The sequence below is a fragment of the Mesorhizobium atlanticum genome, from assembly GCF_003289965.1.
In the GTDB taxonomy this organism is placed as follows: Bacteria; Pseudomonadota; Alphaproteobacteria; order Rhizobiales; family Rhizobiaceae; genus Mesorhizobium; species Mesorhizobium atlanticum.
The window spans coordinates 92,323-117,163 of sequence record NZ_QMBQ01000010.1 but is presented as its reverse complement, the minus strand read 5'-3'; the positions used below and the strand labels follow the sequence as shown (position 1 = coordinate 117,163).

40 protein-coding genes are annotated in these 24,841 nt (G+C 63.0%); 25 read left to right on the top strand and 15 right to left on the bottom strand.

The window, feature by feature from the left end; genetic code table 11:
- The first annotated feature begins 35 nt into the window (after window positions 1-35).
- On the top strand, window positions 36-1,286 hold the full coding sequence (locus tag DPM35_RS27855) for a trimethylamine methyltransferase family protein (RefSeq protein ID WP_112130378.1): 1,251 nt from the start codon (window positions 36-38) through the stop codon (window positions 1,284-1,286).
- A 58-nt stretch (window positions 1,287-1,344) separates the two neighbouring features.
- On the opposite strand, the gene DPM35_RS27850 is transcribed toward DPM35_RS27855, so the two are convergent.
- Complete coding sequence (locus DPM35_RS27850; protein WP_095820012.1) at window positions 1,345-1,548, bottom strand: CsbD family protein; 204 nt, start codon at window positions 1,546-1,548, stop codon at window positions 1,345-1,347.
- A gap of 479 nt (window positions 1,549-2,027) precedes the next feature.
- Here DPM35_RS27850 and DPM35_RS27845 point away from each other — a divergent pair, with 479 nt between their 5' ends.
- Window positions 2,028-2,441 (top strand): HD domain-containing protein, encoded by a 414-nt coding sequence (locus DPM35_RS27845; protein WP_112130377.1) that lies wholly within the window; start codon window positions 2,028-2,030, stop codon window positions 2,439-2,441.
- A gap of 59 nt (window positions 2,442-2,500) precedes the next feature.
- Here DPM35_RS27845 and DPM35_RS32600 read toward each other — a convergent pair whose 3' ends face one another.
- Complete coding sequence (locus DPM35_RS32600) at window positions 2,501-2,665, bottom strand: hypothetical protein (protein ID WP_181592175.1); 165 nt, start codon at window positions 2,663-2,665, stop codon at window positions 2,501-2,503.
- A 297-nt stretch (window positions 2,666-2,962) separates the two neighbouring features.
- On the opposite strand from DPM35_RS32600, the gene DPM35_RS27840 reads away from it, so the two are divergent.
- Window positions 2,963-3,172 (top strand): cold-shock protein, encoded by a 210-nt coding sequence (locus DPM35_RS27840; RefSeq protein ID WP_112130376.1) that lies wholly within the window; start codon window positions 2,963-2,965, stop codon window positions 3,170-3,172.
- A gap of 106 nt (window positions 3,173-3,278) precedes the next feature.
- The gene (locus DPM35_RS27835; protein WP_245431674.1) at window positions 3,279-3,500 is read left to right on the top strand and encodes a hypothetical protein; all 222 of its coding nucleotides are present in this window, start codon (window positions 3,279-3,281) and stop codon (window positions 3,498-3,500) included.
- Window positions 3,501-3,595: 95 nt separating this feature from the next.
- Here DPM35_RS27835 and DPM35_RS27830 read toward each other — a convergent pair whose 3' ends face one another.
- Complete coding sequence (locus DPM35_RS27830; RefSeq protein ID WP_146768001.1) at window positions 3,596-3,934, bottom strand: hypothetical protein; 339 nt, start codon at window positions 3,932-3,934, stop codon at window positions 3,596-3,598.
- 267 nt (window positions 3,935-4,201) lie between these two features.
- Between DPM35_RS27830 and DPM35_RS27825 the strand changes: the two genes are divergently transcribed.
- From DPM35_RS27825 to DPM35_RS32590, 10 genes are all read left to right on the top strand, one after another.
- Window positions 4,202-4,447 (top strand): hypothetical protein, encoded by a 246-nt coding sequence (locus DPM35_RS27825; RefSeq protein ID WP_112130374.1) that lies wholly within the window; start codon window positions 4,202-4,204, stop codon window positions 4,445-4,447.
- A 96-nt stretch (window positions 4,448-4,543) separates the two neighbouring features.
- Entirely contained in the window at window positions 4,544-5,611 is a 1,068-nt protein-coding gene (locus DPM35_RS27820) for a sensor histidine kinase (protein WP_112130373.1), read from the top strand.
- A gap of 151 nt (window positions 5,612-5,762) precedes the next feature.
- The gene (locus tag DPM35_RS27815; RefSeq protein WP_112130372.1) at window positions 5,763-5,978 is read left to right on the top strand and encodes a hypothetical protein; all 216 of its coding nucleotides are present in this window, start codon (window positions 5,763-5,765) and stop codon (window positions 5,976-5,978) included.
- Window positions 5,975-6,190, top strand: a complete 216-nt coding sequence (locus tag DPM35_RS27810; RefSeq protein WP_112130371.1) for a hypothetical protein — start codon at window positions 5,975-5,977, stop codon at window positions 6,188-6,190. Before DPM35_RS27815 ends, DPM35_RS27810 begins: the two co-directional genes overlap by 4 nt.
- Before the next feature lie 288 nt (window positions 6,191-6,478).
- The gene (locus tag DPM35_RS27805; RefSeq protein ID WP_112130615.1) at window positions 6,479-6,832 is read left to right on the top strand and encodes an SPW repeat protein; all 354 of its coding nucleotides are present in this window, start codon (window positions 6,479-6,481) and stop codon (window positions 6,830-6,832) included.
- 148 nt (window positions 6,833-6,980) lie between these two features.
- Window positions 6,981-7,151, top strand: a complete 171-nt coding sequence (locus DPM35_RS32595; RefSeq protein ID WP_181592174.1) for a hypothetical protein — start codon at window positions 6,981-6,983, stop codon at window positions 7,149-7,151.
- A gap of 717 nt (window positions 7,152-7,868) precedes the next feature.
- Window positions 7,869-8,228, top strand: coding sequence for a hypothetical protein (locus DPM35_RS27795; protein ID WP_112130369.1), 360 nt, complete (start codon window positions 7,869-7,871; stop codon window positions 8,226-8,228).
- Complete coding sequence (locus DPM35_RS27790; protein WP_181592173.1) at window positions 8,212-9,108, top strand: HTTM domain-containing protein; 897 nt, start codon at window positions 8,212-8,214, stop codon at window positions 9,106-9,108. The genes DPM35_RS27795 and DPM35_RS27790 overlap by 17 nt, the downstream gene beginning before the upstream one ends.
- A complete protein-coding gene (locus DPM35_RS27785) occupies window positions 9,105-10,268 on the top strand; it encodes an SdrD B-like domain-containing protein (RefSeq protein WP_146768000.1) in 1,164 nt (387 codons plus the stop codon). Before DPM35_RS27790 ends, DPM35_RS27785 begins: the two co-directional genes overlap by 4 nt.
- Before the next feature lie 272 nt (window positions 10,269-10,540).
- The gene (locus tag DPM35_RS32590; RefSeq protein ID WP_181592172.1) at window positions 10,541-11,101 is read left to right on the top strand and encodes a hypothetical protein; all 561 of its coding nucleotides are present in this window, start codon (window positions 10,541-10,543) and stop codon (window positions 11,099-11,101) included.
- 181 nt (window positions 11,102-11,282) lie between these two features.
- Here the strand turns inward: DPM35_RS32590 and DPM35_RS27775 are convergent, their stop codons facing one another.
- Window positions 11,283-11,753, bottom strand: a complete 471-nt coding sequence (locus DPM35_RS27775) for an Lrp/AsnC family transcriptional regulator (RefSeq protein ID WP_112130366.1) — start codon at window positions 11,751-11,753, stop codon at window positions 11,283-11,285.
- A gap of 136 nt (window positions 11,754-11,889) precedes the next feature.
- Between DPM35_RS27775 and DPM35_RS27770 the strand changes: the two genes are divergently transcribed.
- Both DPM35_RS27770 and DPM35_RS27765 read left to right on the top strand, forming a co-directional pair.
- Window positions 11,890-12,681 carry a tryptophan 2,3-dioxygenase family protein gene (locus DPM35_RS27770; protein ID WP_112130365.1) on the top strand — a complete coding sequence of 264 codons (792 nt, stop codon included), beginning with the start codon at window positions 11,890-11,892 and terminating at the stop codon, window positions 12,679-12,681.
- A gap of 207 nt (window positions 12,682-12,888) precedes the next feature.
- A complete protein-coding gene (locus DPM35_RS27765; RefSeq protein WP_112130364.1) occupies window positions 12,889-13,308 on the top strand; it encodes a DoxX family protein in 420 nt (139 codons plus the stop codon).
- A 9-nt stretch (window positions 13,309-13,317) separates the two neighbouring features.
- Here the strand turns inward: DPM35_RS27765 and DPM35_RS27760 are convergent, their stop codons facing one another.
- The 4 genes from DPM35_RS27760 to DPM35_RS27745 all read right to left on the bottom strand — a co-directional run bounded on the left by DPM35_RS27760 (window position 13,318) and on the right by DPM35_RS27745 (window position 15,170).
- Window positions 13,318-13,623 carry a hypothetical protein gene (locus DPM35_RS27760; protein WP_040975155.1) on the bottom strand — a complete coding sequence of 102 codons (306 nt, stop codon included), beginning with the start codon at window positions 13,621-13,623 and terminating at the stop codon, window positions 13,318-13,320.
- A 78-nt stretch (window positions 13,624-13,701) separates the two neighbouring features.
- On the bottom strand, window positions 13,702-13,971 hold the full coding sequence (locus DPM35_RS27755; protein ID WP_112130363.1) for a hypothetical protein: 270 nt from the start codon (window positions 13,969-13,971) through the stop codon (window positions 13,702-13,704).
- A 232-nt stretch (window positions 13,972-14,203) separates the two neighbouring features.
- Window positions 14,204-14,713, bottom strand: a complete 510-nt coding sequence (locus DPM35_RS27750) for a hypothetical protein (protein WP_112130362.1) — start codon at window positions 14,711-14,713, stop codon at window positions 14,204-14,206.
- Between the two features lie 139 nt (window positions 14,714-14,852).
- Window positions 14,853-15,170 carry a hypothetical protein gene (locus DPM35_RS27745; RefSeq protein WP_112130361.1) on the bottom strand — a complete coding sequence of 106 codons (318 nt, stop codon included), beginning with the start codon at window positions 15,168-15,170 and terminating at the stop codon, window positions 14,853-14,855.
- Between the two features lie 367 nt (window positions 15,171-15,537).
- Here DPM35_RS27745 and DPM35_RS27740 point away from each other — a divergent pair, with 367 nt between their 5' ends.
- From DPM35_RS27740 to msrA, 6 genes are all read left to right on the top strand, one after another.
- Window positions 15,538-15,750 (top strand): hypothetical protein, encoded by a 213-nt coding sequence (locus tag DPM35_RS27740; RefSeq protein WP_112130360.1) that lies wholly within the window; start codon window positions 15,538-15,540, stop codon window positions 15,748-15,750.
- A complete protein-coding gene (locus DPM35_RS27735; protein ID WP_112130359.1) occupies window positions 15,747-15,986 on the top strand; it encodes an ABC transporter permease in 240 nt (79 codons plus the stop codon). The genes DPM35_RS27740 and DPM35_RS27735 overlap by 4 nt, the downstream gene beginning before the upstream one ends.
- A complete protein-coding gene (locus tag DPM35_RS27730) occupies window positions 15,971-16,165 on the top strand; it encodes a hypothetical protein (RefSeq protein WP_112130358.1) in 195 nt (64 codons plus the stop codon). Before DPM35_RS27735 ends, DPM35_RS27730 begins: the two co-directional genes overlap by 16 nt.
- A complete protein-coding gene (locus DPM35_RS27725; RefSeq protein WP_112130357.1) occupies window positions 16,165-16,488 on the top strand; it encodes a hypothetical protein in 324 nt (107 codons plus the stop codon). Before DPM35_RS27730 ends, DPM35_RS27725 begins: the two co-directional genes overlap by 1 nt.
- A gap of 147 nt (window positions 16,489-16,635) precedes the next feature.
- Window positions 16,636-16,836 carry a hypothetical protein gene (locus DPM35_RS27720; protein WP_112130356.1) on the top strand — a complete coding sequence of 67 codons (201 nt, stop codon included), beginning with the start codon at window positions 16,636-16,638 and terminating at the stop codon, window positions 16,834-16,836.
- Between the two features lie 165 nt (window positions 16,837-17,001).
- Window positions 17,002-17,523: a peptide-methionine (S)-S-oxide reductase MsrA gene (msrA, locus tag DPM35_RS27715; RefSeq protein WP_112130355.1), complete on the top strand. Its 522-nt coding sequence runs from the start codon at window positions 17,002-17,004 to the stop codon at window positions 17,521-17,523.
- A 211-nt stretch (window positions 17,524-17,734) separates the two neighbouring features.
- Here msrA and DPM35_RS32250 read toward each other — a convergent pair whose 3' ends face one another.
- Window positions 17,735-17,929, bottom strand: coding sequence for a hypothetical protein (locus DPM35_RS32250; RefSeq protein WP_127865372.1), 195 nt, complete (start codon window positions 17,927-17,929; stop codon window positions 17,735-17,737).
- 169 nt (window positions 17,930-18,098) lie between these two features.
- Between DPM35_RS32250 and DPM35_RS27710 the strand changes: the two genes are divergently transcribed.
- Window positions 18,099-18,359: a hypothetical protein gene (locus DPM35_RS27710; RefSeq protein ID WP_112130354.1), complete on the top strand. Its 261-nt coding sequence runs from the start codon at window positions 18,099-18,101 to the stop codon at window positions 18,357-18,359.
- Between the two features lie 26 nt (window positions 18,360-18,385).
- Here the strand turns inward: DPM35_RS27710 and DPM35_RS27705 are convergent, their stop codons facing one another.
- The 5 genes from DPM35_RS27705 to DPM35_RS32585 form a co-directional block, all read right to left on the bottom strand.
- Entirely contained in the window at window positions 18,386-18,895 is a 510-nt protein-coding gene (locus tag DPM35_RS27705; protein WP_146767999.1) for a PAS domain-containing protein, read from the bottom strand.
- 573 nt (window positions 18,896-19,468) lie between these two features.
- Window positions 19,469-19,909 (bottom strand): GFA family protein, encoded by a 441-nt coding sequence (locus DPM35_RS27700; RefSeq protein ID WP_112130352.1) that lies wholly within the window; start codon window positions 19,907-19,909, stop codon window positions 19,469-19,471.
- A gap of 114 nt (window positions 19,910-20,023) precedes the next feature.
- Window positions 20,024-20,332, bottom strand: coding sequence for a hypothetical protein (locus tag DPM35_RS27695; protein ID WP_181592185.1), 309 nt, complete (start codon window positions 20,330-20,332; stop codon window positions 20,024-20,026).
- A gap of 42 nt (window positions 20,333-20,374) precedes the next feature.
- Window positions 20,375-20,542, bottom strand: coding sequence for a Thivi_2564 family membrane protein (locus DPM35_RS27690; protein WP_095819989.1), 168 nt, complete (start codon window positions 20,540-20,542; stop codon window positions 20,375-20,377).
- 129 nt (window positions 20,543-20,671) lie between these two features.
- Window positions 20,672-20,848 (bottom strand): hypothetical protein, encoded by a 177-nt coding sequence (locus DPM35_RS32585; protein ID WP_181592171.1) that lies wholly within the window; start codon window positions 20,846-20,848, stop codon window positions 20,672-20,674.
- A 68-nt stretch (window positions 20,849-20,916) separates the two neighbouring features.
- Here DPM35_RS32585 and DPM35_RS27685 point away from each other — a divergent pair, with 68 nt between their 5' ends.
- Window positions 20,917-21,081 (top strand): DUF3309 family protein, encoded by a 165-nt coding sequence (locus tag DPM35_RS27685; RefSeq protein WP_112130351.1) that lies wholly within the window; start codon window positions 20,917-20,919, stop codon window positions 21,079-21,081.
- Window positions 21,082-21,110: 29 nt separating this feature from the next.
- Here the strand turns inward: DPM35_RS27685 and DPM35_RS27680 are convergent, their stop codons facing one another.
- Window positions 21,111-22,970: a CHASE3 domain-containing protein gene (locus DPM35_RS27680; RefSeq protein ID WP_245431673.1), complete on the bottom strand. Its 1,860-nt coding sequence runs from the start codon at window positions 22,968-22,970 to the stop codon at window positions 21,111-21,113.
- Window positions 22,971-23,598: 628 nt separating this feature from the next.
- Between DPM35_RS27680 and DPM35_RS27675 the strand changes: the two genes are divergently transcribed.
- On the top strand, window positions 23,599-24,825 hold the full coding sequence (locus tag DPM35_RS27675; RefSeq protein ID WP_112130350.1) for an anion transporter: 1,227 nt from the start codon (window positions 23,599-23,601) through the stop codon (window positions 24,823-24,825).
- The last annotated feature ends 16 nt before the right edge of the window (window positions 24,826-24,841 follow it).

Sequence of the window (24,841 nt, the reverse complement as noted above, 5' to 3'; positions counted from 1 at the left end):
CCATCGAACCTGCCGCGCCGGCCTAGGAATTCCACATGTCGGCTTCACCGGCTCCTGAACATCGCGAAGCAACGGACTTCATCGCCGCGGCCTACCGTCCCGCGCGTGATGATGCCGGCCTGGAAGCGATCGAGAAGGCGGCCGACCGGGTGCTCGAGGAAACCGGCATCCGCTTTCTGGACGACCCGGAGACCATAGATATCTTGAAGCAGGCTGGCGGCATTGCGACCGGCGATGTCGTGCGCCTGGACGGGGCTGAGCTGCGCCGCATCGTGCGCCGGCATGCGCCGGCAAGGGTCCTGCTGCGCGGCAGGAACCCCGCGCGGGACACGGCGCTCGGCGAAGGAGCGGCGCCCGTCTTCGCGCCGATCTACGGCGCGCCCAATGTCGTGCTCGACAATGGGGCGAGAGTGGCCGGCGACCGGCGGGTCTATGGCGAGCTCGTCGGCGCCGCGCATGCCGCCGCCGGGCTGAACAACACCGGGCAGATGATCTGCGTCATGGAGGACGTCGCCGAGGACCGGCGGCCGCTGGAGATGCTGCTTGCGCATCTCACTTGTTCCGACAAGCCGTTCATGGGCAGCATCGCTTCGCCGGCGGCGGCCGAGGCGGTGATCGACCTGACGGCGGCCGCGGTCGGGCGGCCGTGGCTTTCCGGCGAATGCAACCTCGTTCACCTCATCAACGCCACGCCGCCGCTCACCTATTGGCCGAATCCATTGAAGTGCCTGCGGGCGATCGCGTTGAAGGGCGAGGCAAGCATGGTCTCGTCCTACATGATGATGGGCGCCACCGCCCCCGTCACCGTGGCTGGCGCGCTCATCCAGGGCTATGCCGAGGTGCTGGCGGGCCTCGCGCTGGCGCAGCTCTGGCGCCCGGGCGCGCCGGTGGTGATGGGGATCCTGGCCTATCCGTTCGATATGCGCCGGATGCTGCCCAACTTCGGCGATCCGGCCTCGCAGCTCGTCCAGTTCCACGCCGCCGAACTGGGCAGGCGGCTCGGTGTGCCGGTGCGTGGCGACGGCGCCATCACCTCGGCCAAGGTCGACGACGCGCAATCGGGCGCCGAAGGGGGCAGGGTGGTTTCAGCGGCGCTGGCTTCCGGCGCGCATTTCATTCTCCACGCCGCCGGCTGGCTGGAGCAGGGCCGCACGGTGTCGCTCGCAAAATTCCGCCGCGATGCCGCGGCGCTGGCGGAACGCGGCCAAGGCAAGCTGGCCGATTTGCCGATGCCGCTCGACCGGGGGATCGAGATGGAGATACGCGGCCGCCTCGCGCAATCCTGAGCCGCACCAAAAAGGGCGCTGCCGCGCGGCAGCGCCCTAGGCTTCGGGCCGCCGGCTGTCACCAGCCCTGGCGGTCGTACCAGTCATCGATGTCGCGGCGCACGCGATCCTTCTCGATGCCGTAGCGCTCCTGGATCTTGCCTTCGAGCTGGTCGCGCTTTCCCGCGATACGGTCGAGGTCGTCGTCGGTGAGCTTGCCCCACTGTTCCTTGACCTTGCCCTTCACCTGTTTCCAATTGCCTTCGACGCGGTTCCAATCCATTTGCCGGACCTCCTGTTGGACACGGAAGGCTAACGGCAGCGCGGTCGCGAGGTTCCTGCCGAAAGGCTTTTTCTCCGGTGATGTCGGTCGCTGGATTTCGTTGGCTGGTGGGCGACATCCGGCCGTCATAATGACCCGGCAAATCAGCAGGCGCAGTACGAACGGCCCCTTCGGTCGACTTGCCCCTTTGGCTGGCTTGCCCTCCGGTCGGCTTGGTTGTTTGCAAGACCTCTCTGCCCGGCTTGCGAGCGGGCTTCTTTTTGGGCGCATCGGTCTAGCGTGGAACGGCGGCGCCGCGTCCTCGAAAATCCCTTAGCGGCGGGGAACATTCCCTCGATGCCGATGTTCTTCAAGGCAGGATGGCACGCCACCCCGCTCCCCCCGCGAAAGGCGCGCCACCTACCGGTCCAGACCCGAGCAAGCCCGCCTCGGCCGTCCCTCGCCGGGGCGGGCTCTATTGTGACGAGATTGGAAGGACCATGCTTCACCGGGCAGCAAAGATCGCCGAGCAGGCTCACCGCGGCCAGAAGGACAAGACCGGCCGGCCCTATATCGAACATCTGAGGCGCGTTGCCGATGCGGTCGAGACGCTGGACGAAAAGACCGTCGCCTACCTGCATGACGTGGTCGAGAAAGGCGACGGCTGGACCTTGGAAAGGCTGCAGGGCGCCGGTTTCGGACAGCCGGTGGTGGCCGCGGTCGATGCGCTGACGCGCCGCATGGACGAGAGCGAGGAGGGCTTCCTCTGCCGCGCCGCCTCGAACGAGCTGGCATTGCCGGTGAAGATAGCGGATCTGCGCGACAATCTCTGGCAGGCGTACCAGGTGGGCGTGGCGCCCGAGAAATACGAAACCGGCCTCGCCATTCTCGACCATCTGGAGTCCAGGGTCTGAAGCCGGACTTAACCCATGTCGTTGTCCCAGAACCGCTGCACACTTCAGGGCGACATGCATTAATCCCGGGGCGGCGAAGCGATCAATTTGGCCTCGCGGACAAGAGAACTCCAGTCCAGGCCGATAAGGTGAACGAGTTCGCGTGCCTGTGCCTCGCTGATGCCCGTCTCCTGCACGAGACGCTTCACCAGATCGTCCTGAGTTGGGTTGTCCCTTTCGGCCATTGCTGCCCCATTCACGAACCCGACGCCTCGTCGAATTCAAGAGACCAACGCTTTGCCGGATCGGCCGTTCCAGCGGGGACCGGTTTCGGCTGGAAAACCGTGTTTTGGAAGTATTATTCCAGGAGCCCTTGTCGATGATGAAATCAAGCGCTATATATTCCAAATCGATCTTGCTGAAAGAACGTTGTTTTCGCGCAAAATTGCGCTCTTACGATCTTCCCTCTCAATTTCGAACATAGCGTCACCTGGCGGTTGCCGGGTGCGTATGATTTTGCGTCGATTTGTAAGGAGATCGCAATGACTACTGGAACGGTGAAGTTTTTCAATTCCACCAAGGGTTTCGGCTTTATCGAGCAGGGCGGCGGCCAGCCGGACGTGTTCGTTCACATCTCGGCCGTGGAGCGCGCAGGACTTCGCTCCCTCGTCGAAGGCCAGAAGGTCAGCTTCGACGTCGTGAAGGATGCCCGCAGCGGCAAAAGCTCGGCAGAGAATCTGCAAGCCGCCTAATCACGGCGCCTCGGGGCCCGTGACCACGGATGTACTGGCATCGGCCGCGGAGGCGCGTTGGAGAAGGTCGGGCTTTGCCCGGCCTTTTTTGATTAAGGAGATGACAATGAAGTCGCTACCGGATACCGGCCTGTTCAAGCCGGTCCCATCCCGTACGGAAGCCAAGACCGACACGACCTCTCGTGTCTCTCGGCAGATTCAGGACCTGGAAGCAAAGGAGAGGGCGGCCAAGACCGAGCGCTTGCGCGCCGCCAGACTGGCGCAGGAAGCCGAAGCGCCAGTGGTGCTGCCAAGGAAAACCGCTCCGAAGCGCCCGAAGAAGCGGTGAGCGGGACCGTGGCGTCTCTCCGGTTTTGGGACGACGACATGCGCAAAACAACAATCTAAAGCGCGTCGCATGAGGTCGTTCAGACGCGACGCGCTTTAGCACCGTTTCATATGCAGGACTTCGATCGTGATATCACCGGCGGGCGTGCGCCCATCCAGCATCTTTTCGAGGTCGTTGCGATTGTCGGGCCCAAGGACCTCCGGCAGGTCGAGCGCCGTCAGAGCCTCGTCGTCGAACTCGATCGGCGCCCCGTAGAGCTGTGATACCTCCATCACCAGGCTTTCGATGTCCTCGCGGGCGATGTTCTCGGCCAGATTATCCAACCTGATCTCTTCGGAAAGTCGGATGATGTTGACGATACCCTTGGTCCGCAAGGCCTGTTGGACCTTGTGGTGGGCGTCGTCGCGCAAGCGGATGGAAAATCGTCGGAACATGGACTGCCTCCTCCCTGGAGGTTATCCCTCTATTCCGACCATGCGCCCGGTGGTCACGGATTGCAAGCAAAAAATCCGAAAAGCGGCAAGAAAATCAATAAGTTAGCATAGAGCAACAAATGTGATTTCGGCGCATCGTTGGCATCGTTAGTTTGTGCCGTCTTTCACCGCTTGGTCATTCTTGACGTTTTGTGCGGCAAATCCTATTTTTACTCAAAATGAGGCACTTACTCATTTGTAGCGTTTTGTCTGTCAAGGAGGCAGGCGATGGCTGAGCTGGAACGACCACAAAGGTTGCAGATCATGCTGACCGACGAGGAGTTGGCGGCGCTGGAGAACTGGCGTTTCGAAAAACGCATGCCGAGCCGTTCGGCCGCGGTCCGCGAACTTTTGCGCAGAGGATTGTTGTCGGATGGGTTCCTCACCGCGAATGCGGGCGTGAGGTCCCAGGATTTCGGCGTGATATCCGCGGACAGGGTGGCTGGCGATGGCCCCAGCAATTCCAAGCCGTGATCCGATGCGATCCGGCCCTCAACAAATTGCTTATTCTCGACAAATTCCCGCCCCTCGACAAATTGCCTTGACGCCGGCCGGCCCTAGCTACTGTCCATGACCAGATCCGGGGGGACTATCCGACAGGGCCTGAACGCCGACGCGCGCCTAGCGGCGATCGTCGATTCGTCTTACGACGCCATCATCGGCAAGGACCTCGACAGCGTCATCACCGATTGGAACCACGCGGCCGAGCGCATGTTCGGCTACAGCGCCGAGGAGGTGATCGGCCAGTCGATCCTGATCTTGATCCCCGAGCACATGCACAGCGAGGAGACCGAGATCATCGGCCGTATCCGCCGGGGCGAAGGCGTGGGGAGTCTTGAGACGACGCGCAAGCGCAAGGACGGCTCGTTGATCGCGGTGTCGATCACCGTCTCTCCCATCAGGAACAGCGCGGGCGAGATCGTCGGCGCCTCGCAGATCGCCCGCGATATCACCGCCGCAAAGGAAAGCGAGCGCCGCATCCGGCTCCTGATGCGCGAGGTCAATCACCGCGTGAAGAACCAGTTCGCGGTGATCCTGTCCATGGTCAGGGAAACCAGCAAGCGCTCGACCGATCCTGCCGAGTTCGAGCAGATGATCCGCGCGCGCATCATGGCGCTGTCACGCTCACATGACCTTCTGGTCACCTCGGAATGGGCCGGCGCCAGCCTGTTCGACCTCGTCCAGGAGCATTTGAAGCCCTTCGGCCACGAGGAGCGCATTTCGCTTTCCGGCCCGTTGCTGACGCTGCAGTCGAATGCGGTACAGAATCTCGGCATGGCCTTTCATGAGCTCGGCACCAACTCCTCCAAATATGGCGCTCTAGCCGCCGACGGCGGCCATGTGGAAATCACCTGGAAGGTCGAGACCGGTCCGGATGCGCGGCGGCGGTTTCATCTTCTGTGGCAGGAAACGTCCGGCGTGGAAGGGACCGCGCAGAAGACTGGAAAGGAGAAGGTAGCCGGCGAACGCAAGGGCTTCGGCACCGTGGTGCTGCAGCGGGTGGCTCCGCAGTCGCTGAGCGGTTCTTCCGGTCTCGAACGCTCGCCCGGCAGTTTGAAATGGACGCTCGACGCCCCGCTAGAGGCAATCATCGTCCCGCAGCTCGGCGCCGAGACCGACGGCGACATCAGCGTTTGAGGCGTCGGGCCCGGTGAGGGGCTTTATCTCCTCGGGACAGGAACTATTCCAGTCTACTAATGGTTAATATTGGTCGTCCGCACCGAGCAGAGGCACACGGACGTTTGGGAGTGACCATCGCGCTTTCGCCCGGAACAAAGGGGAGGCGCGTATGCCCTTCAAAGATTCTTCGCGCGTCCATATGCACGCGCCAGCTTCAACCACATTGCAACTGGGTCAGCGGGTCATCCGTAAGGACAGCCCCGAAGGCGGGACGGTCGTGGAGACCACTGCCACCCAGATCAAAGTCAAATGGGATCGCGGCAGGACCAGCTATTACCGTCGCGGTGCGGAAGGCAACGTGCTGGCCGCGCCGGCCATGGAATGATGGAGGCCGTCTTTCCCTCCCGGACCTATCTCAGTTCCGACGATCTGGACATGCTGACCAGGATATTCGCGGACCACTGTCAGGCCTTTCGTATTCCGGCCGGTCCGGAACAGGATGACGTGGCGCGCCTTATCATGGTGCTGTTCATCAGCGGGACAGATGATGCCGACGATATAAGAGCCGCACTGACGGCATCGAGGCCGGTTCACTAAAGCAGGTCTCTCGAAAGTGGGAACCGGTTTCGGGATAAAGACACGCGTAAAATCAAAGAACCTAAAGCGCATGCAGCGAATCCGAAGGATCGCGACGCGCTTTAGGGCCTCGTTCGCCCGACCCGTGATGCTTCGCGTGACCACCGTTTTCCGAAGCGCCGACGATGCGCGGCCTCGGCCGATGGCGCCTCCTTGCAGAGCGGTAAAAGCGTAATTACATCAATGGTGAGCGTGCAATGTCCACGCGGATACAGTTGCTTTGGTCAAGCTTCATCTATGGAGGTTGTCATGGCAATGATGGAAGCAAGAAAGAGCTTGGACTGGATCACTCTGGTCCTCGCGATCTGCCTGTTCATCTCACCTTGGGTCATCGGATTCACCGCGGCGATGGTGCCTGCGTGGAACGCCTGGATCGTCGGCGTTCTGCTCGGCGCGCTGGCGTTGGCGACGCTTTCGGTGTTCGCCGAGTGGGAAGAATGGGTAAGCGCGGTCCTCGGGCTCTGGCTGATCGTGTCGCCCTGGCTCCTGGGCTTTGCGGCTGACACGCATGTCATGGCCACGCATGTCGTCCTCGGCGTGCTGGTGGTCGTGGCTTCGGCCTGGGCCGTATGGGACTTCCGTCATCCCCACGCGCATGCGTGAGCGGTGATCGGTCGGGAGCCCGCCGCGCGAGCGGCGAGCTCCTGCTCCGCGCCGAAACATATCGGGGCATCGGGCTGGACGGCGGCAGGCGGCTTCACGCAATTGCTGCAACCGGAAAGTTTTTCGTGCATTCTTGGGAATGGCCTCGATGCTCCACCCCGACACCCCCGCCAAATGCTGCTCCTATTGCGGCGGCCGCGACCACGATTTCGAGGAATGCCCGAAGCGCAAGGCCGACGCCGAGAAGGAAGAGGCGGCGCGGGTGGCCGGCTCCAAGCCTCCGCTCACCGGCGCTCAGGGGCAGGAGCAGGAGGGTTAGGATCATTCGCGGGGCGCGATGATGAAGGCCGTCGCCAATGCAAGTGACCGGCGCCCGTTGCCTGTTGGGGTGGATTTCCCGGCGCCGGCCCGGCGAATCGGAGTTCGCCGCATCAACAAGGTGAGCTGTCTGGGCGGGTTGCGCGACCTCAAATTCTGACAGTGCACAGGCTAATTTTAGCGTTGCTGCATATTTTTTAAATGACGTTCAGGCCTGCCGGCCAGATCGGCGGGCGGCCTTCAGTGAGGGGTCAGCGAGCGGGATGCGACGTTTCCCGGACGTTGCCGGCGATCCACCACGCCGGTCGCGAGCCAGCGCCGGGTCGCTTATTTTAGTTCGGACTAACAAAAGTTATCGCCAAGCCTCGCGCAGCCCGGTCATTGTTCCAGCTCTCCGCTCCCCTCGAAGCGGAGGATGGGAGGAGCCAGCCTTTAGCTGGCGGGCAAAAGGCAGGCCACTTGGCCCGTTGCGCGGACCGCAGGCTGCTGCGACGGGCCAAGCTCGTTTGACCCAGTAGAGGCGGTCCATGTCGCCTGCTTGTTGGCCTTTTCTGACCTACGCACAGCCCTGACTTTTTCTGGGACGATCGAAGACCGGGCGTTGAACCGGTCTATGATTGCGATGGGGGGTGCGCGGGTGGCGGATATCATCTCAATCAGGATAGGTGCGCGGCCCGCCGGTCGGCTGTCGGCTGGACGCTTGCGGCTTTGCGCTTTCATGGCGATCGCGGGCTTCATGATCGCCGGTCCGGCCGCGGAGCAGATCTTCGGGGTACAATCGCCGTGGCTGCGTTCCTGGACCATGTTCAGCGCGATCGGGCTGGGCGTCATCGACGCTTCCTTCGAAATCCGCGGGCCCGACGGCGCGCTGGTGCCGCTCGACCGGTTCGCGATGCTCGGCGCGCCTCGCAACGGCAGGCTGAAGTGGATCCAGAACCCCGAGGAACTGGCTTCCGTCATCAAGAGGCTCTGCGCGGTCGCCGGGCAGGGGTCCGACATCCGTGTCCGCGCCCGGCTGGGCACGCGCGGCGGCTGGCAGACGATCCATACCGATGCCGAAAATGCCTGCGCCGGCTGACGCCATCGCCGACTGGCGTCCGGCGCAGGCCGTGGCGGCGCGCTTCGCCGGTTGGGCGGCCGGCACGGAAGGCTCGTCGCGTTCCTCCGCCTTGATCCGCATCGGCCTGGCGATGCTGTTCTGGTCGCGCTGGGCGTGCGAGCTGCTGCTCTATATGGACCAGTCGCCGGCCGGCCTGTTTCTCGCCGCCAACTTCTTCGTCGCCACGACGCTGCTCTTCATCGGCTATCACAGCCGCCTCGCGGCTGTCTGGACCGGCTCGGTCGGGCTGGCGATGTACTATTACTTCGGCTTCGAGCTCGGCCGCGAGCCCTGGACCCACCACCACACTTATCTGCTGGCGGTCGCGGCACTTTTGATCGCGCTCACCCCTTGCGATCGCTCCTATTCGCTGGACCGCTATTTGGCGGTGACGCGGGCCGAGCGCCTGGGCATTTCGCCGCCGGCCGAGCGCGGCAATCTGTGGGGGCTGCGGCTGATCGTGGTCCAGCTTTCGGTCCTCTATTTCTTCGCCGCCTTCGACAAGTCGAACCACACTTTTCTGAGCGGCGCCCGCCTCGAGCAGATATTCCTCTGGTTTTACGCTGGTTCGGACTATCCGGCCGGCCTTGCCTGGCTCGCTACCACCCTGGCCTTCGGTGTGGTCGCGCTCGAATATTGCCTTGCCTTGGGCCTGCCGTTTCGCGCGACCAGGCGCTATCTGGTCCTGCCGGGCCTGGCCTTCCACGCCATCATCTATGTGACCCTGCCGGTCTACACGTTCAGTGCCACCATGGCGTTGCTCTATCTCGCTTATTTCGACGCGGACGCCGTCGACAGGGTCATCGCGCGTCTCCAGGGGATCGGATCGGCAGCGACTGCCAAAGGAGAAATCTCGTGAAGCGTGGTTCGTTGGGCGCCGTCGCCGTCGCCGCCACCGGCCTGGCCATGGTCTGCGGCATGGCACGTGCCGGCGATGCGAATGACTATTATCCCAGGCGGACATGGGATTCCTTCACGGGCGGCCAGATGAACACCTCGTTGCTGGTGTTCCGCGACCTCAACAGGAACGGCGTCTACGATCTCGGCGACCGGCCGATGTCGCGCGTGGCTGTCGAGCTCGACAGGCCGAACGCCAGCACCATCATGCGATTGACCAATGCCGGCGGCTTCGCCAACTTCCGCATGTCGGTCACGCAGCGCGATTTCGAGGTCGTCGATCCCGGGCACTATGCGTTCCGCGTCGTGCCGCCGCCAGGCTACTCGGTCACCACCGGCAACGCCGCGCAGGAAAGCGATTATGTCGTTTCGCCCGGATCGCCGGGCGACATGATCGCCAGGACGACGACGCACCCTGTCGGACTTGCGGCGGATCTGACGATCAGCGGCGCGGTCGCTGCCGGGTCGCGCGTTTCGCTGACAGGGCCGGACGGCGTCACGACCGTCGCCAAGGTCGGTCCGGACGGGCGTTTCAGCGCCGCCGCTGCACCCGGCGAATGGCTGGTCGATTTTTCGGCCGGAGGGGCGACCGAGCGGCGGCATGTCGTCGTCGGCGCGGCGCCGGTGGTGCTCTCGGGGTTTTCGGGCAAAAGCGCACCGGCCGAGGCGCCGCTGCCCGTGGAGCATGTCGTCGGCTTCGACGACCTGTTGACGTCGCCCGGCGTGTTCGAGATCCCGTCGGGCTATGGCGGGCTCGACTGGTACAACCTCGTTGCCATGCACCAGCGCTTCACCGACGGCCCGGGCTATACCAACACCACCATGTCGGGCGAATTCATCGCCTACAACAGCTCAGGCCATCCCGCGCAGGTGTTCAGCGAAAAACCGTTCGATTTCACCGGCGCCTATTTCGGCGCCGGCTGGGACGATGCGGAGGGTGAGACGCTCATCCTCAAGGCCTGGCGGGGCGATGAGCCCGCCTATGAGGATCGCCTGACGCTATCCGCCAACGGTCTGGTCCACTTCGCGGCCGACTACAGGCGCATCACGCGGCTCGAGATCCGCACGCAGCATTACTGGCAGGCCGCTGTCGACGATTTCGCCTACCGCACCGGCCCATAGGGCGGCTCACCGCGCCGCGCAGGCGGCGAACCGGAACAGGCTTGAAGGACGTTGCTTTCTGCCGCTCCGGCGTGTGGCGTTTAAAGCATGTCTTCCGAAAGTGGGAACCGGTTTCGGGACAAAGACATGCGTAAATCAAAGACCTAAAGCGCATGGAGCGAATCCGAAGGATCGCGACGCGCTTTAGAGGTCAAGCGGCGTCAGCAAGACACTCGTTGGGAGGCTCCGCAGAAACGGGGCCCGCCATCCGAATGGCCGCCGTTGGAAACCTGATGGCCGCCATGGCCGCCATTGCTGCCGCCGTTTCCGGGGTTGCCGCCACTGCCGCCACCGTTTCCGGCGCCACCGCCATTGCCGCCGCCGTTTCCGGCGCCACCGCCATTGCTGCCGCCGTTTCCGGTGTTGCCGCCACTGCCGCCACCGTTTCCGGCGCCACCGCCATTGCCGCCGCCGTTTCCGGCGCCACCACCATTGCCGCCACCATTTCCAGCGCCACCGCCGTTACCGCCGCCATTTCCGCCAGCGTTGCCGCCATTCCCGCCGTTGCCGCCATTCCCTCCATTCCCTCCATTGCCGCCGTTCCCGCCATTGCCACCGTTCCCGCCATTGCCGCCTGCCGCTTGCGCCAGAAGTGCGCGCTTGGCCTCCTGCAGCATGGCTTTCGCATCCGGCTGGTGGAACTCGTCTCGCGGCTCTGGCAGGACCGACGCGGCGCGGCTCGAAATGGCCGCCGGCAGCAGCATGGTCGACGCCAGAAGCGCCGTGGCCAGCATAGTTCTCGGAAAGGAAAGGCGCGCGAAATCGGCCTTCGAGACGAGTTCGAAAATCCGTAAGCCTCGCGCCGGCCATCGCCGGGCGGCCTTCGCCCTGATCTTCATTGAGATGAAACCTGCCACCGCCGTACCCCCGTCACGACTATAGACAGGTTCGACGCCCGTTCTCGACCATCCCAGAAATAGTCAGGGCCCGGCGCGCCTTACGGCCGGCGCGCGCGGCCCATTCGGTGTGCTCGCCTCAACCCTTCAGCGCACGCGCCGCCGCCTCGGCAAAGGAGATGTCGCCCTTGATCTCGCGCATTGCCATCGAGGTCACCGTGCGGCGAACGCCGGGCAGGCGGCTGAGCTCCTCGCGCAGCATGCGGTCGAGCGCCATCATGTCGACGGTGACGATCTGCAGCAGATAGTCGGCTTCACCCGTGGTGGCGTAGCAGCGGCGGATCAGCGGATGCTTCTTCACCGCCGCCTCGAAGGCGTCCGACACCTCGAAGTCGATCGATACCTGGATGAAGGCCTCGATGCCGAAGCCGATCCTGGCCGGGTCGATGCGGGTGGAATATCCACGGATGACGCCTGCCTCTTCCAGCGCCTTCACGCGCTTCCAGCACGGCGTCTTGCTCAAGCCGACCTCCTCGGCGAGCTCGCCGAAGGAGATGCGCGCATCGCGCTCAAGCGCGGCGACTATTCTGCGGTCCAGGGCATCCAGCACTGTTCGTTCTCCATCGGGGGAAGCGCGATCGAGTATCGTTCTTCGTTTTGCGCCGATTGGATAACAGAAAGGAACAATGTTCAAGCCGGGGGCGCTATTGTTAAGGCGGTCAAGAGCATGCGCGAGAGGATGAGCCATGGACAAGACGGACTATCACGCCCGCATCGAGGCGCCCGAGATGCGCGACTACGGCGTCTACCTGAAATGCGACCAGCTGCTCGCCTGCCAGAAGCCGCTTGCCGAGATGGTCAACGCCGACGAACTGCAGTTCCAGATCGTGCACCAGGTCGAGGAGCTGTGGATGAAGCTCATCGCCTACACGCTGGTCGACGTGCTCGACTACCTGGAAAAACAGGACACGCACCGCATCGTCACGCTGATGGGCCGTGTGCACCGGCTGATGCGCATGATGACGGCGCAGCTCGATCTCCTGGAGACCATGTCGCCCAAGGAGTACCAGCAGATCCGCCTGCAGCTCGGCAATGGCAGCGGCCAGGAATCGCCGGGCTTCAAATTCCTGCTGCGCCTGCCGCCGGACCTTTGGCGGGCCTTCAAGCATGCTTATCTCGATGGCCGCGGAGTGACCGTGGCGGACATCTATGACGAGCACTACGACCATGGCGACGCCTATGTCGTGGCCGAGGCGCTGATCGAGTTCGACGAGCTGTTCCAGAAATTCCGCGCCAACCACCTCTACCTGATCCACCGCTCGATCGGGCTGGGCTCGAGATCACTGAAGGGCCGCCCGGTGGAGATGCTGGAAGGCGGCGCCCGTCACCGCTTCTTCCCCGAGCTCTGGGACATACGCTGCGACATGACCGACCGCTGGGGCGCCGAATACGGCACCGTGCGGGACTCGATCAGCCATCCGCCGCACCATTCTCCTTCTCCCCTTGTGGGAGAAGGTGGCCGCGAAGCGGCCGGATGAGGGGTGCTCCAGGGAACGCCGGCCTCTCACTCCGCTGGAACACCCCTCATCCGTCTCGGCGCTGACGCGCCGATCCACCTTCTCCCACAAGGGGAGAAGGGAAGGGCGCCGCGCCTCACGCCCAACTATTTTTCCACCCCCCTGTCGGAACCATCGCCCTTCGTCCGTCCTTGGAGCACATCAACCACTTCAACCGGAGGGACACTCGTGGAAACCCAATCGACCTGGCAGACCGTCGCCATTCTCATCGCCCGCCTGATCTTCGCCGCCATGTTCGCCATGGGCGTGGCCTTCAAGCTGATGGATATGGGCGCCACCGCCGGCTATATCGCCGCCGCCGGTTTCCCGTTCCCGCTGTTGCTGGCCTGGTGCGCGGCGATCCTCGAGACGCTGCTGGTGATCGCTTTCCTCACGGGCGCCTTCATGACGCCGCTGGCGCTGATCGGCGCGGTCTATGTCGTCTTCCTCGGCTTCGCCTTCCATGGCCCGTCGCACTGGGCCGGAAACCAGGCCGAGTTTGGCGCCTTCATGTCGCATTTCCCCTTCGCCGCCGGCCTGCTCTACGCCGCCGTCCACGGTCCGGGCAGCGTGCTCGCGCTCAAGCAGGGCTGGCCGGGCAGGGCGTGACCTTCCCCCTCACATCTGGTCGTTATACGGCTCCTTCATCTGCCCGACCATGCGCGCCAGCTTGGAGAAGGACGGCATGTCCGCTTCGGGCTGGCACTGGTTGGCGAGCTCGAGCAGCCGGATTGGGAAGTTGACGGCGTCGCGGCTCGACGCCGACATGCCTTCCGACCGGTCCTCGCCGGTTTCGACGGCCTCGGCTTTGCGCAGCGCGATGTCGATTTCCTCGACGGTGAGCACACCTTTGCGCACCAGCACATGGTTGATTGCCGCGACGGCCATCAGCAGGCCCTCGAGTTGGAGATTGGCGACGTTCATGGTGCTTCCTCCCATTGACCTCGCCACAAGAACGCATGAGCGGCGTTTCCGATCCGGGGGCCGGGAGCCTGCGCGGCTCTACGCCTCCATCAGCCGCTCGCCATACTCGCTCCAGAGCTGCTTGATCTCGCGGTTGCCGAGCGGCGGCGTCTGGCGGTCGCCGTAGAAGACGGCGACGGCGCTGAGGTCGTACTGGCCCTCGGCCTGGGCGATGAAGCGGATCGCCTCGCCGAGTGGTCTCGAATGAAAGATCGGATCGGCCTGGCCTCTGCCAAGGCTGCGAACGCCCGAAATGCTTGCAGGCACATGCCGCATCCGAAAGACGGATGCCATGGCAGGTCTGTCCATGCTGCTCTCCGCGATTCCCTAGGGGAATGATCCCATAAGCTCCGGCTAATGACCAGCCCGGGACAACCGGCCACAGCAAAAGCGTGGGGACGACACAACCTTGGAAAGAAGAGCCGGACATCCAAGAGAAAAGGCCGGGCGCCGGCCCGGCCTTCTGTCCGCGCGGCCGCCGCAAGGCAGCCTTCGCTTACTACCGTTGATCGGCCCGGCAGCTCGAGCCGGACCGGAAATGCTATCTGCGCCAGCGTTGCAGCCAGTCCGGCTCCGGGTCCGGATTCCGGCTGATCGCCATGCCGGCCAGCAGCCCGACAAGGCCGCCGATCAGCATGGCCGTCGAGAAGGTGCCCGGATTCTGCTGCACGGTTTCCGAAACGCTTTGCGCCTGCGTGCGCAACTGGCTTGCCGCGCGCGACGCGCGGCCGGAGGCGCCGCTGTAGAGGTTCGACGCGCGGTCGGCCGCGCTCTGGTACCAGCCCTGCGCGGTCTCGGCGGCCTCCTCGGCCTGCTCGGAAAGCGCCCGGTTCAGCCGGTTCACCTCGCGCTTCAGCTCCGCGATCTGCTTCTTCATCGCGCCTTCGGACGCCCTGGTGGAAGCCGTGTTGCCGCGCGATGCTGCGCCACTGCGCGACGCGCCGCTGCTGCGCGAGGCGGCGTTGCGGGAACGCGCTGCGCTGGCCGGGCTGTTGCTCGATGTGCCGGTGCCGTTTGCGGCGCCACCGCTACTGCTTTCGTTGTCTGCCATGGGTTTCTCCTTTGTGCCCCTTGCAACGGTCGGAAAGCCGCATGGTTCCGACCGACTTTGCCGGGCCGATGAAGCCGGCTTCAAGACAAAAGGCCGTGGAGTTGCTCCACGGCCTTTGCGTGGGAGCGAGTTGCAGGCCCTACTTGCCGCAATTCTTATCGTTGACGTTCGGCTGCACCGTGGCGGCTGAGGTGTTGTTGGCATCGCCCTGCGCGCCTTGCGGGCTGTTCGGGCAGTTCTTGTCGGCGTTGGAATTCATATCGCTGCCGGTGACGCTGCCGGTCGTGCCGGTGTCGGGCAAAGCCTGGTCGGGCGACGGAGCGGCCGGCGTCTTCGGCTGGACGGTCACGGTCTGGCCGCTACCGCCACTGCTGTCGGTCGAATTCGCGGTCTGGGCCATCGCCGCCGTGGCGAGGCCGATTGTCAGGGCCGAAGCCGCGAGAATTTTCGTAAGCATGATTCTTCTCCTCTGTTTCGAGACGGTTCGTCTGTTGCAGGGTCTGTCGCGTTGCGACTGAGGGTGGAACCCGTCGGACCACGGTTGGTTCCGACAAAAATTCGCGCGGCTTTTGACTTCGCTGTTCAATCCCTGGCTGTGGCGGATGGGATTTTTCGCCCGCATGTCCCGGAAAAGGCTGGCCTCAGCGCGATAGGAAAATATGCCTGCAACCTGTTGCCTGGTGAGGGCAGCTATGCTACTATTTTGTCCATGGTGCTGATTTGCGCCAACGACCCGCCGCGAGGCGGGTTTTGTTTTTGGCCCATCCATTTCTTTCGAGCGCTGGCGCGAAGGAGCGCGGCCTCACCATTCTGCCTGAGGCTCCATGCCACGCTATGCCACCATCATCACCGCCGATGACGGCGCCGAGATCGTCAGCGCCATCGGCGCGTTCGAGGGCGCGGACCCGCCACGCCGGACCGGGCGCGTCGAGCAGGTCGCGCCGGGCGTGCGCATCGGCATTGAAGCCACCAGGCCGTATGCGATCGTCGGCGCCGCCTGCTTCGCCGCCGGCCTTGTCATCGGGGTGCTGCTATGAGCGCGCTGCTGGCATGGCTTCTCACCAATCCGACGATCCTGGCGATCGGCGCCGGCCTTGTCGGGGCGCTCGGCTGGGGCTTTCACCAGCGCCTCGCGGGCGCAAGGGCCGAGCGCACCAAGCAGGCAGAGTCGGACGCTGCGGCCCGCAATATCGCCGACCAGATCGACAACGACATCGGCGCCTTGCCGGCTGAAGCGGTCAGGAAGGAGCTGAAGTCATGGGCAAGGGATTGATCCTCGTAGCCACTGTCGCCGCGCTTGCCGGCTGCGCGACAGCCAGGGGCGGTTTTTGCGCCGTCGCCGCGCCGATGCGCCTTTCCGCCAGGGCCGTCGAAACGCTGTCGGATCAGGAGGCGAGGGCGCTGCTTGCGCACAACCGCAAGGGCGAGAAGCTCTGCGGCTGGAGGGCGTGATGCAGGACATTTTCGATCTTCTGGGCATCAAGGGCCAGGTCGTGGCGGCGGGACTCGCCGGCGGCGTGCTGCGGGCGCTGTCGCGCCATCGCTACAAGCTGCGCGAGATGATCGCCTCGCCCATCTGCGGCGCCTTGGCCGCAGCCTATCTGACATTACCCGCCGTCGCGTGGGTCCAGGCGAGCGGCCTGCCGATGCCGGACGCCGCCGACGACACCACCACGCTCGCGGCTGCTTTCCTCATAGGTGTGTCGGCCATGTGGATTTCGGACATCGTGTTCGAGGTGGTGATGCGAAGGTTCAAATCGAAATCAGGCGAGTGATCGCGGCCGGGGCGGAGTCGCGGTGGGCCAGGTTTTCGAGATATTGAAACAGGCGCAATGGCATTTTTCCGAGACCTTCGTGAACCATTTCATGTTCTCAAGCGACATGTCGCTGCAAATGGACATTCATTGCACGGAGGAATCCAGATGACCAAAATGCTTCGCAATACTCTTCTTGCCTTTGTCGCCGTCGCTGCATTTGCCGGTTCGGCAATGGCCGACCAGCAAGGATGCGGCAACACTTCGACGAACAAGCTTTGGAGCGGTCGCTGCTGTGGCCTCGGCGACGGGGCCTGCCTTGGCGGCGGCCATGATCACGACCACGGTGGCCGGGGCCGGCAGCGCTGATCACCGCAATTGCGAACACCCGCCGAGCACTTGCCGGCGGGTGTTCGCCTTCGGTGACCGTCCAATCACGGCGCAATTCGCCAAGCCTTGGCGGACGACTACTCGAGCCGCTGGAAGAACCCGGCCACAACGCCTATCTATGGAGCAATCCAAAGGAGGTGTGACATGGCTTCTTCCACCGAGCGCGCGGTCCTTGCCGGCGGCTGCTTCTGGGGCATGCAGGATCTGATCCGACGCTTGCCCGGCGTGATTTCAACCCGGGTCGGCTACAGCGGCGGCGATGTCGCCAACGCGACCTATCGCAATCACGGCACTCACGCCGAGGCAATCGAAATCATCTTCGATCCGGCCAGGACCAGTTTCCGCACGCTGCTCGAATTCTTCTTCCAGATCCACGATCCGACGACGAAGAACCGCCAGGGCAACGACATCGGCCTGAGCTATCGTTCGGCGATCTACTACACCAGCGACGAGCAGAAGCGGATTGCCGAGGACACGATCGCCGACGTCGACGCGTCCGGCCTGTGGCCTGGCAAGGTCGTCACCGAGCTTGCTCCGGTCGGCCCCTTCTGGGAAGCCGAACCCGAGCACCAGGACTATCTGGAACGCTATCCCAACGGCTACACCTGCCATTTCGCGCGGCCGGGGTGGAAGCTTCCGGTCCGCCAGAAGGCTGCCGCATCATAGATCGGCAGCGAGGCTATAGCATTTAGCCTTGCTCATCCGAGCAAAAGCCCGCCATGCCGGAGAGGCATGGCGGGCTTTTTTGCGTTCAGGATGCTTGGCAGTGCCTTCGCGATTCAGCCTCTGACGGAAACGCTGAACCGCTCCAGGTATCGATCCAGGCAAATTCCGCGCGGAAACCGCGGTGCGCTTCCCCCGAACTGCCTTGGGCGGCTCAGCCCTTGGCGCGGCGGCTTTCATGTTCGTGGCTGCCGATCCAGTGGGCACGGATGCGGTCGCTGGCCTCGAGATAAGCCATGTCGATGAGATACGTCAGGAGTTTTTCGCCGTCGGCTTCGGCCTTCTGGCGAAGTTCTCGCAATATCCCCTGCGCAAACTGCAGGTTTTCCATTTTGCTAGGCTGGTCCATGGGCGCCCCCCAAATGTCTGCGCGATAAGTCTGGATCACTATGCTTGCATGAAAGTTGTAACATCATACGCGGTGTGGCTGCACTCGGTTGCACTGACGCCCGGCCAACGAACCTGTTGGACATTATGCGAAAATGTCGATATTTTACGCGCCCAATCGGATAGCGACCATGAACGAAGACGAGGGCGGCAGTCCTGACAAGTTGCAAGCCATGCTTGACGTGATTGCCAGGAGCGAGCCCTCGGTCGAGAGCGGGCAAGTCGATTTCGGCCGCTTGAAAGCCGATGCGGCCCGGGCAGCCGGGGTGCTGATCGAATTTTACGGCGATGCGGCGCTTGAGCGCGCCAGGCTTATCGAGCACCGATCGCCCCAATCGCATTTCGCGCGCATGGTCACGGCTGAGGTCGGCAGACGCGGCAAGCGAAGCTAACCCGCAAACGATCGGCGAAAGCTGCCTCAGGACGATCTTCGCCTCCTCAGCCTTCCGTCAAGCCGCTGCTCTACCTCTTCCTCGACGTTGTCCAGAAGATAGGACAATATGTCGTGTCCGATCGATCGCGCGATGTCCTTGGCTTGTTCGACGTGATTGTGGATCTCGCGCAGCGACTGTTCCTCGCACGTGGCGTCCTTCGTCAGATCGACGAACCAGCCAGGATAGAGCGCTGCCTCGCCCACGCCGTCTACGTAACATTGGCCGACGGCCAGGATCTTGCGCAGCCCCATCTTTTCTGACCGGACCCTGTAGACTTCCCTGAAGCCCGATTTGCGTTCTATTGCCTTGCGGATCGCCAATCGGACTCTGGGCCGGTCATCCACGTCGATGCTTTGCATGCACCGTTCCAGTGATGCGCCATGCGAGAATTCGTCGAGTGTCAGACCGAAATAGTCTGAAAGGTTGGCGTCGCCATAGACGCGGTCACGCTTGACGTCCCAAGTCCAGAACCCGTCAATCGGTGGATACCGCATATGCATGTTTCGGCCGTGTTCAGGCGCCGACGTCATGAAAACCGCCCCGTCCGGTTTCAAGATTCGACAGCACTATGTAGCAAAAAACGAAAGAAACAAAGGTGGCCTTTTGTACAAGGTCTGAAATCATAAGCCTTACTGCCTGTGGCAAGTCCGGGCGTCATATTTTGATACAACCAGAAAGGCAATGGTTTAAAAAATTTCTTAAGCCTAAAGAATTTTCACTTCGATATTGCAACTGCAGCTTGGTATTTGACGTGATGAACACAGCGGCCGTCAGGAGAAGCAAACCAAAAGGTTGTATTGGGAAAAAGGCGTGGCTAAAACATCTTAGTTCCGCGAAGCGGATAAAGCTCCATGGACGCCGCTGCCTGAAAACGTGCAGGTCACGACTCATCGCGAATGCTATCGGCGGCTGATTGACCGGCAAACCTACCGGTGGTTGAAAAGAGACGCAGCTTGGAGAAAAGCTTGGCGTCTCAATCGACAACCGGCCACCTTCCGAGCAGCGCCGGAGGCTTTCCAGGATGACGGGTCACTGCCGTTCAGACTTAAGTCCGCCGGCAATCCGACCTAGGCCGACCTTTGCTGTGGCCCGGGGTCGATTTCATCGCCGGCGACCGAATCAACGGCGACCCGGTCATGCTCGAACTGATGCGCCGCGGGGAGGGGCTGCAGCCAGGATTCGCGCCGTCCGATCCAGAGCTCGTACTCCGGCACCAGTCCTTCGGTCGGCGCGACGTCAAGGCTGCCGATCGTGACCTCGACTTCCTCTTCGCCGACGAACGGAACGCGGCTTCCGCAGGTAGGGCAAAAACTTCGAGCGCCATAGGTGCTGGTGATCCCGCTGGCTTCGAAGGCTTCAAGCGGCCATACGGCATAGGCATGGAAAGCCGATCCGCTGGTCTTGCGGCAATCCTTGCAGTGGCAGAGGCCGACCCGGCGCGGCTCGCCAGCCACGCGGAACTGCACGCCGCCGCACAGGCAACTGCCGGTGCGCGCGATTTCAGGCATTGCCGTTCCTCCCGCTGTTACACGCAGAACCAAGTCGCGGCCGGCCAGTCCTGCTGCTGGCTCCTACAACCCGCATGAGGTTGCTATGGTTCCGCGCGGGATCGCAAGAGGCAGTTATCGGTCGGGAAGATCGACCGGCTCCTCACACCGATAGACGCGGCACTCGCCGTCCTTGGCGGGAACGGTCGTCGATATTGGCACTTCCGGCCAGTCGCACTCATTGCCGAATTGCCGCACGAAGCGATCATAAGTGTCCGGACCGGTGGTCAAAACCACCGCATGGTCGCGTTTGATCCGCGCCTGCGTCTGCGCGCAAGTCATGGCGCGCGTATCCGGCCGGGCGTGGGCGGTGCTCGCGGGGCACAGCAGCGTGGCGGCGCTCAACAAGTTGCCGGCGAGGCGCGCGATCGACAGGGTTCTCATGGACACCAGGGTTCGGAGTTTCGTACCGAATATGGACCGCGGCTAAAAGACCGCAAGATATTTGAGCAACGATATGATTCCGATGATGATGACGATGATCTGCGCGATCTGTCTCGCGCGGGCGTCGAGCGGCAAGCGCTGCACAAGATAGAGCACCAGGATCACCACCAGGAAGGTGATCAGGATGCCGATGAGTACCGATGCGCCCATAAGTGAGCCTCCGTTATCCCAGGGTTGCCCTAACCGGGCTGCCCCAAACGTCGCGCATCAGAAAAAGGTTCCGCGAGGGCGAAGTGGAACGGGAGGTATGGCGCAGCGTTGTTCAGCACCTTTGAATATTCAGGATGCGAACATGAAGGACATATTCAGCACCGCGGCCATCATCGCGTCGATCGCGATTGCGATCGCACTCATGTTTTTGGTCCCGATCGGGCTTGAAGCCAATCCCGGGCCGCCGATCGTGTCATCCCACTCGGCCACGGCCGAATAGCATCGGCCCGCAGCCGAGCGGAACATGCGCGCCCCTTGCGAGTTGATTTCGTGATGAAAAGCGCCGGGTTGCGCTTCAGAGAGAGGAAGAGAACATGGGTCTCGGCACAATTCTTATCATCATTCTCATTCTGGCCTTGCTTGGCGGCTTCAGCGGCCTGGGGGGCGGGCCGTTTTATGGCACCGGCTATTATGGCGGCGGCGGTCTCGGGTTGATTCTTGTCATCGTCATTATTCTGGTCGTGCTCGGACGGATTTAAGAACAGCCAGAGCCATCAGGCCGGACAAATCAAGCCAGCGCCTCCCTGAGCTTCGCCGCCAGCTGCTCCAGCGTGAACGGCTTGGCGATGAAGTGCACATCGTGGTCGAGCACGCCGTTGTGCACGACGGCGTTGCGCGTGAAGCCGGTCATGAACACCACTTTCAGGGAGAGGGATTGCCTGCGAGCCTGTTCGGCGAGTTGCCGGCCGTTCATGCCCGGCATCACGATATCCGTCAGCATCAGCGCGATGGCGGCGTTCTGACCGAGTTTTTGTAAGGCTTCGTCACCGCCCGCGGCTTCGATGACGGTATAGCCGAGCTCCAGCAAGGCAGCGGCCGTCGAAGCGCGCACGCGGGCATCGTCCTCGACGAGCAGCACGGTTTCAGTTGCCGGAACATCGCTCCTGCCGCCGGCCTTCACCGGCTGCACCGCTTCCTCCGGACCGGTGAAGCGAGGAAGATAGATCTTGATTGCCGTGCCTTCGCCGGGCTCCGAATAGATCTTGACGTGTCCGCCGGACTGCTTGACGAAGCCGAACACCTGGCTGAGCCCCAGCCCCGTTCCCTTGGTCGCGGGCTTGGTGGTGAAAAATGGCTCGAAAGCCCTGGCCATGATGTCTGGCGACATGCCCGCGCCGGTATCCGTCACCACGATCATGACATACTGACCGGCCTTCACTTCAGGATGCGCCGCCGCATAGGCCTCGTCGAGATGGCAGTTGGCGGTCTCGACGGTGAGCTTGCCCTCTTCATCCATGGCGTCGCGCGCGTTGACTGCCAGGTTGATGATGGCGTTCTCGAGCTGGCTCGGGTCGACATGCGTCTTCCAAAGCCCGCCGGCCAGCACCGTTTCGATCTCGATCGCATGGCCGAGCGTGCGCCGCAAAAGGTCCGACATGCCGGTGACAAGGCGATTGGCATCGACGATCTGGGGCGCCAGCGGCTGCTGCCTGGAAAAGGCAAGCAGCCTGGCGGTGAGGTTGGCGGCGCGTGCCGCGGCATCTGCCGCCGCCTCGACGAAGCTCAGCACGTCGTGCTCGCCGCGAGCGAGCTTGCGCTGCGCGAGGTTCATGGCACTGGTGATGACGGCCAGCATATTGTTGAAATCATGTGCGATGCCGCCCGTGAGCTGACCCACCGCCTCCATCTTTTGCGCCTGGCGAAGCTGCGACTCCGCCTTCTCACGCGTTTCGATCTCGTTGAGCAGCGCCGTATTCTTGGCGCTCAATGCGTCCTGCGCGGCGGCCACCTCCCGGAAGCGGCGGCTGGATTGGCGAATCGTGTAGATGCCGAGCAGCAAGATGCCCAGCAGCGCCGCGAACGAGCCGACGCGCAGCCAGCCTTCGATCTGTTCCATCCGCTCGGCACGGGCAGCGAGGCTCGCGCCGTCGATGCGCCGGATCGCATCGATGTTGGCGCGGATCTGGTCCATGTCCAGCTTGCCCCTGCCGCCGCGCACGATCTCCAGCGCTTTCGCCGTGTTGCCCGCATCGTAGAGCCTGATCGTCTCAGCGAGCTCCGCTTGCTCGTGGGCAAGCGCGTCCTTGATGCCGAGCACCTGTTGCGCCCGATCGCTGCCGACCGGAACCTTCTCATCGACGCGCTTGAGCAGCGCCGGCAGCGCCTCGACCGCATGCTGATACGGCAGGAGATAGCTCTTGTCGCCCGTAAGCAGATAGCCGCGCTGGCCGGTTTCGGCGTCCTGAGCCAGCGAAAGCAGGCTCGACAGCAATTGCTGGGTTTCGATCGCTTCGCGGCTGGCGTTGCGGTCGGCGATCTGCGCTTCGGCAAGAATGGCTCGCGCGGTTATGATCAGCGCGACAACGGCAAAGCCGGCAAGAAGCGGGAGCGCTTGCCATCGCAGGGCGCGTCGCAGTCGGACGATCATTGCTTTGCAGTGGCCTGCGGAAAATCGTGAAATTCTCCAAGTGGTAGGCGCCGGTGAAGCGCAAGGCAATAGCCAAGTCCAAGGGGCAATGATCGCAAAAGCCCCGGCGGACCTGGCTATGTCAAACTTTAATGACGGCCGCCTTGGACAATGCCATGGTACGGGATTCCGCCACGGCGACGCTGTGGTCTATCGGCGGCTATCGGGTACCGCTAGCTGCCGCGCCCGCTACATTCGAGACAGACGATGCTGTGTCCTGGACAGTTAAGCCTGTGCGTGCCCTCCGGACAGCAATGGCCGTTCGAACTCAGCCAACGCGCGCAAACGAAAACTTTTTTGGCCCCGTGACAGCGGGGGCATTCCTGCGGACGCATCAATTCCTCCCGCGACGGGACGCGATGTTCCGCTTCAACGACCGTATTCATCCGTTTAGTCCCCAACGCCTGGATTATCGGTCAGATATGTTAATTCACTGTTCTTTACATTAGGGTTTATGAATGTGAAAGCCATGAAAGCGTCACCCCGTTTTGGTGCGCTTGCACGCTTTCCCTTTCCGCCGCCCTTGCTAAATGTGAGGCCGCCCCGTCTGATTCCGGCGGACAGGGCAGGCAACGGGAACCTTCTTGCAATGACATGGACCGGCGCGGGCGCGCTTTTAATCCTCGTGCTTACCTATGCCGGCGTCGCGGTCGGCCGCATTCCCGGGTTGCGCCTCGACCGCGCCGGGATCGCCCTGCTCGGCGGTGCCGCCATGATCGCCATCGGCGCGATCGGTATCGAGGATGCCTACAAGGCCATCAATTTCGACACCATCACGCTGCTCCTCGGTATGATGATCGTGGTCGCGCATCTGAAGGTTTCGGGTGCGTTTCGTGCACTTGGCGGCTTTGCCATCGAGCACGCCCATGCGCCCTTCATGCTTCTGGTCATGGTGACGCTGTTGACCGGCGTGCTCTCCGCCTTCCTGGTCAATGACGCGATCTGCCTGGTGATGGCGCCGATCGTCGTCCATGTCACCCGCGTCATCAACCGCAATCCGGTGCCTTACCTCATCGCCACCTGCACCGCCTCGAACTGCGGCAGCGTCGCCACCATCACCGGCAACCCGCAGAATATGGTGATCGGCGCGCTGTCCGGCATTTCCTATCCGGCTTTCACGCTGGCGCTCGCGCCTGTGGCCCTGTTCAGCCTGCTCTGCGTTATCGTCATCATACGCATCGTCTACCGCGCCGAATTCTCCCGCCCCGCCGAACTCAGCCCGGAAGTGTATCGAGGCCGCATGCTGCCCGGACAGGTGCTGAAGGCCACCATTGTCTGCGTGCTGCTGGCGCTCGCCTTCTTCGCCGGCGTTCCCGTCGCCAAGGCGGCGCTGATTGCCGGCGCTTTCCTGCTCGTCACCCGAGCAATCAAGCCTCGGCGCATCTATCGCGAGATCGACGGGCCGCTGCTCTTCATGTTCGCCGGCCTGTTCGTGGTGGTGGCGGGCGCCGAGCGCACGCTGCTCACGCCCGACATGATCGCCTGGGCGAAGAACATAGGCCTCGACGATGTCTGGCGGCTTTCCGGCTTCACCGCGGTGCTTTCCAACATCATGAGCAATGTGCCGGCGGTGCTGGCGCTGCGCCCCTTCATTCCCGGGCTGGAGAACCCGGAGCGCGCCTGGCTGGTGGTGGCGATGAGCTCGACACTGGCCGGCAATTTCACGCTGCTCGGCTCGGTCGCCAACCTGATCGTCGCCGAGCAGGCGAAGGCGGCCGGCAAGGAGCTTTCCTTCTCCGCCTTCTTCAAGGTCGGCCTGCCGCTGACGCTGGTGACGCTTCTCGCCGGCACCGCCTGGCTGGCGTTCACCTTCTAGCCACCGAGCTTCCTCA